This window comes from Pontibacter sp. HJ8 (assembly GCF_054824225.1).
Genome location: NZ_JSYF01000288.1, coordinates 1 through 9,367 on the forward strand (window position 1 = coordinate 1; position 9,367 = coordinate 9,367).

General features: G+C 52.4%; 8 protein-coding genes. 3 read left to right on the top strand and 5 right to left on the bottom strand.

The window, feature by feature from the left end:
* Positions 1 to 162: 162 nt before the first annotated feature.
* Positions 163 to 1,083: a lytic transglycosylase domain-containing protein gene (locus OB13_RS13180; RefSeq protein ID WP_461490632.1), complete on the top strand. Its 921-nt coding sequence runs from the start codon at positions 163 to 165 to the stop codon at positions 1,081 to 1,083.
* Between the two features lie 83 nt (positions 1,084 to 1,166).
* The gene (locus OB13_RS13185; RefSeq protein ID WP_461490633.1) at positions 1,167 to 1,706 is read left to right on the top strand and encodes a GreA/GreB family elongation factor; all 540 of its coding nucleotides are present in this window, start codon (positions 1,167 to 1,169) and stop codon (positions 1,704 to 1,706) included.
* Between the two features lie 48 nt (positions 1,707 to 1,754).
* Here OB13_RS13185 and OB13_RS13190 read toward each other — a convergent pair whose 3' ends face one another.
* Complete coding sequence (locus tag OB13_RS13190) at positions 1,755 to 2,027, bottom strand: DUF4242 domain-containing protein (protein ID WP_461490634.1); 273 nt, start codon at positions 2,025 to 2,027, stop codon at positions 1,755 to 1,757.
* Between the two features lie 507 nt (positions 2,028 to 2,534).
* Here OB13_RS13190 and OB13_RS13195 point away from each other — a divergent pair.
* The gene (locus tag OB13_RS13195) at positions 2,535 to 2,996 is read left to right on the top strand and encodes a hypothetical protein (RefSeq protein WP_461490635.1); all 462 of its coding nucleotides are present in this window, start codon (positions 2,535 to 2,537) and stop codon (positions 2,994 to 2,996) included.
* A gap of 232 nt (positions 2,997 to 3,228) precedes the next feature.
* Here the strand turns inward: OB13_RS13195 and OB13_RS13200 are convergent, their stop codons facing one another.
* From OB13_RS13200 to OB13_RS13215, 4 genes are all read right to left on the bottom strand, one after another.
* On the bottom strand, positions 3,229 to 4,224 hold the full coding sequence (locus tag OB13_RS13200) for a PorP/SprF family type IX secretion system membrane protein (RefSeq protein ID WP_461490636.1): 996 nt from the start codon (positions 4,222 to 4,224) through the stop codon (positions 3,229 to 3,231).
* A 6-nt stretch (positions 4,225 to 4,230) separates the two neighbouring features.
* A complete protein-coding gene (locus tag OB13_RS13205) occupies positions 4,231 to 8,241 on the bottom strand; it encodes an Ig-like domain-containing protein (RefSeq protein WP_461490637.1) in 4,011 nt (1,336 codons plus the stop codon).
* Between the two features lie 418 nt (positions 8,242 to 8,659).
* On the bottom strand, positions 8,660 to 9,034 hold the full coding sequence (locus tag OB13_RS13210) for a DUF2243 domain-containing protein (RefSeq protein ID WP_461490638.1): 375 nt from the start codon (positions 9,032 to 9,034) through the stop codon (positions 8,660 to 8,662).
* Between the two features lie 9 nt (positions 9,035 to 9,043).
* Positions 9,044 to 9,175 (bottom strand): hypothetical protein, encoded by a 132-nt coding sequence (locus tag OB13_RS13215; protein ID WP_461490639.1) that lies wholly within the window; start codon positions 9,173 to 9,175, stop codon positions 9,044 to 9,046.
* Positions 9,176 to 9,367: the final 192 nt, after the last annotated feature.

A 9,367-nucleotide genomic window follows, 5' to 3' on the forward strand; every position in this document is an offset into this window, starting at 1 on the left:
TAAGTCTGCCGACTCTGGTTTCAAGGTGTGATCGTTTTATCATCCTGTGGAGAAATGCACCCCATATGCTTAAAGTTTATAGGATTTTTCCTTATCTTGAAAATTAAACCGGCAACTGAGCAGTTAAGGGATCATTGGCAGGAATTAAGAAAGGAGAACAGTATGGGACAGCATTTATTAAAGTACGGATGGATTTTGGTAGCCTTGCTACTAACGCTGCAACTCTGCAGCCAGGGAAGTTTGCAACTGGGCGCTGCCCCTTCTGAAGCGAAGGACAGCGGGTTTTCAACGAACAGGCAATACTTTAGCTCACCGGTGCTGCCCGATGCCATCACATTTGCCGGTGAGCCGGTACCGCTTCATGTACCCGATGTTGCCGAGCGGCTGGACCGCGAATTACTCGCCAACACCTACCTGCATACCAGTACGCTGCTGGCCCTGAAGCGTATGCAGCGCTACCTGCCCGAAATCAAGCGACTGCTCAAAGAAAACGAGATACCAGAAGACTTCATTTACCTGGCCCTGGCCGAGAGTTTGTTCGGGCAAGTGACCTCACCTGCCGGTGCTTCCGGTTTCTGGCAACTGATGCCGGACACGGCCCGGGGTTATGGGATGCTGGTAAACGATGAAGTGGACGAGCGGTATCATGTACAGAAAGCGACGCTGGCTGCCTGCCGCTACCTGAAGAAGGCCAAAGACCGCTTCGGCACCTGGACAAATGCGGCTGCTTCCTATAACCGGGGCATGGCCGGCATCAGCCGTGCCATGAAGCAACAGGGCGTCACCAACTACTACGACCTATACCTGAACGACGAAACCTCCCGCTACATGTTCCGCATCCTGGCGCTGAAAGAAGTACTGGGAAATCCACAGAAATACGGTTTTGAATTAACTCCTGAACAGGGGTACAATGCCCTGCCTACCAAAACGATCACGGTGAGCGCTTCTATACCTGACTTGCCGGCTTTTGCCCTGGAGCAAGGCATCAACTACAAGACGCTGCGCCTCTACAACCCCTGGATCAGAGGCTACAAACTTTCCGTGCCGGAAGGCAAGGAGTTTGAGTTGCGCATGCCGATGTAGCAGCATTATTTCCGGATAAGAGATTCGTATACCGAAAGGGCTGGCAAAGTAACATACGCCATGCGCTTTCGGTATACTCGTTCATGAGCCGAGCATTTGTAAAAGAAGACGATGCGGGAGAACCGCCGATTATCCCACCCCGTGCCGCCCTGCCACCGGGCACCCCGAATTATGTGACTCCGCGCGGGCTGGAAAAGTTACGCGCCGAACTGGCGGAGCTGGAAGCAGAGCGCACCCTCATCGAAGCCAACCGGGAGAATGAAGCCGACCGGACCCGTCAACTGACCGTCATCAACGGGAGACTCAGCGCTCTTACCGGCCGGCTCGCGACTGCCAAACTGGTAGACACGAACAGCCAGCGTGCCGACGAAGTCCGTTTCGGCGCTACCGTCACATTACGCACCCTGAGCGGAGGAAAACCCGGCACCCTACGCCGCTTCACCATCGTGGGGGTAGACGAGGCATCTGTGGAAGAAGGGCGCATTGCATTTGTTGCCCCCATTGCCCGGGCCGTCACGGGTGCGCAATTAGGGCAAACCGTCATACTCCGCATGGGACGCGTGGAGGAAGAAGTCGAAGTGACGGAGATCAGGTATGAGGATGACCTGGCAAAGAAAGAGTAACTCCTCCCGCCCGTTATGCCTTCTCCATTTTACTTTGAAAGAAGCAGTTTATTGCGCTGTAGCCGGACTGATTACCGCGGAAACCTCGCTGACAACATCAGCCGGAAATCCGCCCTGCCGGGCATGTTCTTTTACCATCTCTGCGTTCGGAGCTGTGTAAACGCAGTAGATTTTATTTCCGGTCACATAACTCTGCTCCCACTTAATCTCCGGTCCCATTTTTTCGAGTACGGCAGATGAAGTTTGCGCGATATCCTTTAATTGTGCGGGAGTCAGATCACCTGCTCCCGGTATTTCTCTTTCTATGACATACTGCGGCATACTGGTATTTTTTTAGGTTAATATTTTTATGGCTATTCGGTTTGACTCGTTCTTACACAGTCTTCAATTCCATATTTTGTTCTAGTATACCTACGTATTATTATTCACTTTGTGCTTTTTCATTTTAACGATTTACCTGTGTTCTGATACTTCATTAATGTGCTACAACGCGCAGCACAAATAGGTCCCAACCACCGGCAGAGTTTCCCTCCTCGTCCCGTCCTTCCAGGGTATACCTCAAAACCTATTAACCTAGTTCTATAGTACTTCCGCCAGGTATACCGAACGTACCATATCTATAGAAAAAGCAATGAAGTGAGTTGGGGGTTGTTCCTATCTTGTGAAAGAGTTATCGCAAAAACAGCACATTCCTGAATGATACGTTCCTGAATGATACGTTGCAGCCAGCGTGTATCCATCCCTCTAAAAATTAACTCTCCGGCTTGTTTCGTACAACTTAGTCCTCACCTGACAACGTATAGCAAAATACTATATCGGAATACATTTATGATGAGAAATCCAGAACAGGAGGTTGAGGGCCGTGCCAGGGAGAGCTCCACGGAGGGGGTTAACCAGCATGCGGATCAATCTATCCGGAAAAGCATTTCCCGCTACCGCCTGAAAGGCAGCGATGCCATTTCGGAGCGTATCCGTGAACTGGATCAGGAATGGAGCATCGAACGCACATTGCAGGTCAATGGCGCTACGCTTGCACTGACAGGCACCTTGCTGGGGGCTTTTGTCAACAAACGCTGGTTAGTTGTACCGGGCCTTGTGGCTACTTTCCTGCTGCAGCACGGCATGCAAGGCTGGTGCCCGCCCGTAACCGTCATGCGGGCCCTGGGTATCCGGTGGAGGCGGGAAATAGAGGAAGAGCGGTCCTCTTTGAAAGTCATACGCGGGGATTTCAAGGAAGTGACTTCTTCCAGTACACCTGCCGAAGTGCTCCAAACCATACGCAAGACTTAGGAACCTATACCTGTTAAAGTCTCCCTGCACAAACTGATAAGCTCAGTTCATTCCAAAGAACCGTCATCAACAGCTGCAACACGAACCGGAAAGTTTATCCTGCCAGGCAATAGACAATTAAGGATTGCTAACCAGGTATGGCGGCACCGCCGTCAGATCTTTTCAGAATGCCCGGCTTCCATATTCGCAGCGACAGCTCTAAGACCGTCGCTGCGAATGTGGAACTACCTCCTTACCAGAAGGAGACGGCATAGCTGCCATTCCGTGCTGTAGCGGATGGTCTCAGGGTATAGGAGAGCCCGATTTCGTTGGTTGATTTGTTGATAGAACTTGCTTCCCGTACAGGTGTTTCGTAGGCATAGCTGATGCGCAGCTGGCTGAAGTTGACGCCCGCTGCCAGGTTATAAGCCAGGTCCCGCCGGTAGCCGCCTCCCACCCAGAGCATGTTCTGATACACCACTTTCAGCTGGGCCTCTGTGCTGTGCTTCACACGCTGGTCGTACTGGTATATGCCGTTGAGAATGACGCCGAATTGCTCGGTCACGCTCGCGCGATAGCCGGCCTGCACCAGGTGCTTGCGGGTATAGACATTTTGGATGTGGTCATCCCCGATTGTGATCAGATCGCCTTTCGTCACATCCTGCATCGCATAGCCCAGGTAATAGTTTCCGGCGGTCAGGGCAAGCCCCAGGTTGACGTCTACTTTGCTGATGCGGTTGTCCTGGCCCTGTACTTCCTCGTACCTGGGGTCGCCATCCTGGTCTACCACGAGGGTGGATCCGTCTAAGCGGTAGTTGTTGTAGGTAAGGGCCGTTCCCCAGCGTATGCTGAGTTTATTGGAGAGCCGAACACTGGTACCGTAGCTCAGGAACAACTGCGTTTCTGTCGAAGGGCCGAAACGGTCTTGCAGCGCTGATAATCCAAATGCATGTTTCGCCCCCTGGTAATTGCGCTCTGAATCCCGGAAACGAAAATTCTTTCGCTTGTTCGCTGTTCCTTTAAGATCGGACAGATCCATTTCACCGGACAGAAAGATTGTTTTCGGACCATCTTCAAAGCCGGTCCACTGGTTCCGGTAAAACGTTTTCGCCACCGTGCCTTCGTAGCCTGTAAGCGATGGGTTGTAATACTGCTGGTATTGTGAAAAATTGCTGACGTGCTTGATGCTCTGCGCCTGGGTAGCCATAGCAAAGAGCATTAAAAATGGTAAAATGATATGCTTGTTCATGTTCGTTTACTTCAGTACGGTTAATACACCTTTTTGAACCAGGTTGATCTCTTTCACTTCGATGATATAGAAGTAAGACCCCTGCTTTACTTCTCCATCACGGCCTCTTCCATCCCATCCTTCTTCCGGGTTTGTCGTCTGGAACAAGCGTACGCCTGATCTGTCGAAGACCTGGATGCTGACGTGGTCATAGTACTTCAGTTCAGGTACTGTCCAGGTATCGTTGACGCCATCGTTGTCGGGTGAGAAGGCATTGACCAGCTTTAGTTTTGTTTCGGGCTGGTACACCGATTTGTTCAGGGTAAGGGTTTGCTCCAGCGTATTCTGATAGGGGTCCGTGCTTCTGACCCGAATGCTGAACGAAGAGATTCCGGATAAGCCGCTGTTGGTCTTCAGGTGCAGTTCGTTGCCTGTAATTCCGAAGAGTTCGTTGTGGGCGTCTCCCTGTCCGCTTACCAGGGTATAGGTATGCGTCTGGTCATCGGGATCTACGGTGCTGAAACTGCCGATCACATCCGCAGGTTTTATATCCGGTTTAAAGCTGGTAGTACTCAGAGCAAGCGCAGTCGGTGCCTGGTTAGGCTCCACTACGACGCGTATGCTGGCTTTGCGGGCATCCTGGTTCGTCGTGTTTGATTGCAGGAGCAGTTCCCCGGAAAGGGCATACTCACCCGGCACCATGCCATCGTACGTGCCGCTCTGCCACTGCACTCCCAGCGACTCCTTTTCGCCGTTCGTGTAGGTCACCTCTACTTTTTCAGGCAAAGGAATGGCTTCAAAGGATGTCCGGAAAGGAACGCGGATCAAAGCCAAAGCCTTCACCTCCGTAATATTTTTCGTATTCTTCACCACCTCGGCCTTTACCTCCCTGCCCTGGTTACCGGCAGCATCTGTTTGGTAAAACGTAACGGTCAGCGTACCATCGCGCAGCCCTTCGAGGTTTAAGTTGGATACCTGGAACCCGGCGGCAGTAGCCGCTGCTGTCCCCGACACAGCTTCTCCTCCGTTGCTGCTGGAAATGCTATAAAAATAAGTAGCTCCAATCTCGGCCCCCGCGACCGTCATCGAAACGTTCTTCTGGTTGGCGAACTCCACCTTGTCCGGATCGAACCCGATGGTATACCCGGCAGGAGCCGTTGCGTCAAACTTATGCGTGAGTGTGTTGGAAGCCGTGTTCAGGTTAGCGGCGGCATCCTGCGCTTTGCCGGCTGCCACCCGAACGGTCACTTCACCATCTGCAGCGGGCACAATTTGGGCTGTATATTCTTCCTTGCTGAGCTGCCTGAAATTGGCGGCAGTAGCATTTGTCAGGGTGATATCTGTAATTTCGAAACCTTCGACCTGCTCGCTGAAGCGGAAGCTTACGGTAAAGGAAGTATTGGTCAGTTCGTGCGCCTCGGAGTTGATCACCAGAGTTGGAGGCGTGGCGTCGTTCTGGCTTTTGAGCACATTGGATGCTTTGTTGCCATTTGCTGCCAGGTCCTCCACCACATCCGCTTTTACGGCAACCGTGACCTCACCATCGGCAGCAGGCGTCACCAGGACGGTATAGCTTGTATTGTCGATCTTCTTCAGATCAGAAGCACGTCCGTTGGTGACCGTGATTTTGTCCAGGGTGAAGCCGCTTACCTGTTCACTGAATGCGATCGTTACCGGGAAAGCCGCATTGGTGAGCGTGCCCGCCGTAGTGCTGAGCGTTACCGCCGGCGGCTCGACGTCAAACAGGCGCGTGAGCACGGCGGAATTTTCGTTTCCATTACCGGCAGCATCGGCAGCTTTGTCAGCGGCTACGTTTACGCTTACTTCCCCATCGGCAGCGGGTGTGATGCGGGCCGTGTAGACAGTTCCGCTCACGGCAGCAAAGTCACTCACCGCAGCGTTTGTTAGGGCTATATCAGCCGCGGCAAAGCCGGAAACCGTTTCGTCAAAAGTAAAAGTGACCGTGAAAGGGCTTTTGACAAGGGCAGGAGCCTCGGAGCTTAAGGCCACCTTTGGTCGCTTCAGATCATAGGCTACTTCCAGTTTATTTGAAACCGTGTTTGTGTTGCCTGCCAGGTCGGTCACCTTGCCTCCTGCCAGCGATACGCTCGCAGTACCCTGTGCACCTGCCGGTGGCGTGATGGTAGCAGTGTAGGTAGACTTGTCAACAGCGGCCAGCTCGCTGAGTGTACCATTTGTAACAGTCAGGTCTGCTGCCGCCAGGCCGTACACCTCCTCTGTGAACTGTATCTTGATTGGGAAAGCCTGCTTCACAGGACCTTTCACATCGGTTATGATACTTGCTCCCGGGGCCTTCAGGTCGATGGTAACTGGGAAGGCCTTGCTTACCGGACTGACATTGCCGGCTGCATCTGTTGCTGTGGCCGTGAACCGGTAGGCGCCTTCCGCCAACGCGGTACCTTCGTAATTGTATTCCCAGTCGCCTGCGGTATTTGCTTTCGTGGTACCCAGTACGCCTTTCCCGGCCTCACTTACCTTGACTTCGACACCTGCCTGTGCTTTGCCCGACAGCCGGAGAGTATTGTCAGAGGTCACCTGGTCATCGGAAGCAATTCCTCTGTCTTCCGTAACAGCTGCAAAAACCGGAGCCGTAGGTGGCGCTGTGATCACGATCCAGGTATAGGTGGCCGGGCTGGCATCTTTGTTTCCTGCTGCATCCACCGCCCGCACGTTGAGGGTATAGGTGCCGTCTGCCAGGCCGCTAAGCGTGAGAGGAGTCGCGTTGGTCGCGTAGGCTGCCCCGTTCAGGCTGGTTTCAAAATAGACCTTGCTTTCATTGCTCGTAAATTCGAATGTAGCGGAGTTGCTGTTTGTGATAGCGGCCGGCTTCGTGGTAATGGTTGTTTCCGGCGCCTTTGTATCCGCGGCGGCTGGTTGCAGCAGCGGTTTGAGCACGGTAAACCAGGTATTGGCCATCTTCTGGAAACCGGATGCGGAAGGATGGAGATAATCGTCCATATCCCCTCCCTCAGTGGAAAATTTATAGACAAGCCCCGCACCTTTTTCCATGTCCACCAAGATCACCTGATCGCTTGTTTCTTTGATCCGTTTCTCTGCCATGGCAGCGACTTTATCATTGAAGCGAGTGGTATAAGCAGGGGAATTATCGGCTCCGCTCTGCGGAATGCGGTTGACGATGCGGGCCAGCACGACGGTGACTTCTTTCTTCGCCCGCGCTTCGTACGCATCTACCTCATCCAGCATCGCACTTACTTCGGCAATAGTCCGGTCGTCGTCTGTGACCCCATACATGCCCCCATTTGTACCAATGTGCAGCAGGATGATGTCCGGGTGATAGGCATCGAGGTAGGTGCCGCTGCCCCGGGATACGGTTTCATTGGCCTGGTTCTGGTACTTACTGGTCTTCAGCAGGCTCAGGATGTCCAGGGTGCGAGCCCCCGGAAAACCGGCATTGGCATCGTTTGCAAGAATAGCACTTCCGGAATGTTCACTGCCTACATAACTGAATTTAGCTTTGGCACCTGTCAGCAGGTCGTAGAGCTGTTTGCGGTAAGCTATTTTCTGGTTTTCGGGTCGCGTGTCGCCTGATTTGGAGCCATAGGTATTGGAATCGCCCAAAGGCATGATGTTGAAGATCTTGCTGGCGGCATGCGTGGTTGCGCTTACCGGTGTGCTGTATTCTGTTTCACCGGAACTGGTTACGGCCTTTACCCTGTAAAAGTAGGCCTCGCTATAGCCCAGACCGGTATCGCGGTAGCTGTACACGCTTTTGCCCGACACAGCCGCGACCGTGGCCAGCAGCTGGTAATTTTTGTCTTTGACCAGAGACGACTCCACGATATACTGGGTAGCCCCGGAAACTGCATTCCATTCAACTGTAATGGCTCCTACTAAGGAAGGGCGCGCCTGTACGGCTGTCGGACCTGCAGCAAGAAATGGTTGGATAGCAGCCGCGCTGTTAGCGTAAGCCGCAGAATATGGAAGAGAAACGAACGATACGAAATAAAAAGCAAGCCAATAGAGCCATGGTACACCACGGAGGTAAATTTTCTTCATAAAGCATCAAAAGAGCTGATTGATATAGCCTGAAACTGAGCTAACTCATCACGCTTAACGAAAATCTATTAATTGAGTTCTATATTTTGCCTATAGAATATAGGATAGATGGATTTTTGGAATGAAAAATCCTACTTGAATAAAAAGCGAAATGCAGCAGCAGCCCCGTATCAACCGGGAACCGGACACATTTCTCATACAATAATTTCCTTGTTCGGGTATGGAAAACAGGAAGGTATACCTGGTACCGGGAAGCCCGGAGTATCGTGCACAGCAGGGTACTGGAACTGCAGGAAGAAAACGTGCATGGAATCCTCAGCGAAAGCGGTTCATCCAAAGGGAGGCAGCCGAGGTTTGTATGCTGCAGGCTTGAAGTAGGCAGGCCAAGAATAAAAAGTAGTTATTCTATACCTGCAGCTTAAACCTGCTCCAGCTGTACCTCTCTCCTGCCCTGCTGCAGGATCAGCCAGCCTACGGCGAGCATGACAACCGAAATGATCAGAAAGCTATAGTTCCAGATGGCAGGATCGGGACTGATTTCCCGCACATTGTGCAGCACGAGAAGATGATGATCCAGAATGCCTTCCACCACATTGAACAGGCCGAAGCCAAACAGGAGACTTCCCCCTAAAATCTTCCCGGATAAGGCAGCAGTCCGGTTGTAATCCAGGTGCCACAGCAGGTAGATGCCTACTGCTGTGGTCAGCCAGGTGAAGGCAAGAAAAATGCCGTCCCAGAACATGTTCACCTCTTTGTTGAGGACAGTATCCGGAGGCAGTCTGGCCGATAGCATCTGGTGCCACTACAGGATCTGGTGCAGCATGATGCCATCCACAAAACCGCCCATGCCTATACCTATCAGGGTGGCTGCTGCGATGAGCGGTCCTGTCCGGCGTGTATTCCCAGCTTCTATCCGGCTATTTGGAGTTGCCATGGCTATACCTACTTTAGTTTGTTCAACCGGGACACTACCACCCATACAAGTGCAAAGGGCAGCAGCATGAAAAAGAAAAGCTTTGTGAAACCGGCGTCAAAAATGGCGGTTTGTAAGGGACGGTTGCAGGTGGTGCAGGCCATGGCCGGCAGGCTTGGCGCCAGCAAGAGAAAAAGAAAAGCATATAATAAC

Excerpts from the sequence above, each read along its gene's own strand:
- OB13_RS13195 (WP_461490635.1), top strand. The coding sequence starts at position 2,535 with ATGATGAGAAATCCAGAACAGGAGGTTGAGGGCCGTGCCAGGGAGAGC.
- OB13_RS13205 (WP_461490637.1), bottom strand. The coding sequence starts at position 8,241 with ATGAAGAAAATTTACCTCCGTGGTGTACCATGGCTCTATTGGCTTGCT.
- OB13_RS13185 (WP_461490633.1), top strand. The coding sequence starts at position 1,167 with ATGAGCCGAGCATTTGTAAAAGAAGACGATGCGGGAGAACCGCCGATT.
- OB13_RS13215 (WP_461490639.1), bottom strand. The coding sequence starts at position 9,175 with ATGGCAACTCCAAATAGCCGGATAGAAGCTGGGAATACACGCCGGACA.
- OB13_RS13180 (WP_461490632.1), top strand. The coding sequence starts at position 163 with ATGGGACAGCATTTATTAAAGTACGGATGGATTTTGGTAGCCTTGCTA.
- OB13_RS13200 (WP_461490636.1), bottom strand. The coding sequence starts at position 4,224 with ATGAACAAGCATATCATTTTACCATTTTTAATGCTCTTTGCTATGGCT.
- OB13_RS13210 (WP_461490638.1), bottom strand. The coding sequence starts at position 9,034 with ATGCTATCGGCCAGACTGCCTCCGGATACTGTCCTCAACAAAGAGGTG.
- OB13_RS13190 (WP_461490634.1), bottom strand. The coding sequence starts at position 2,027 with ATGCCGCAGTATGTCATAGAAAGAGAAATACCGGGAGCAGGTGATCTG.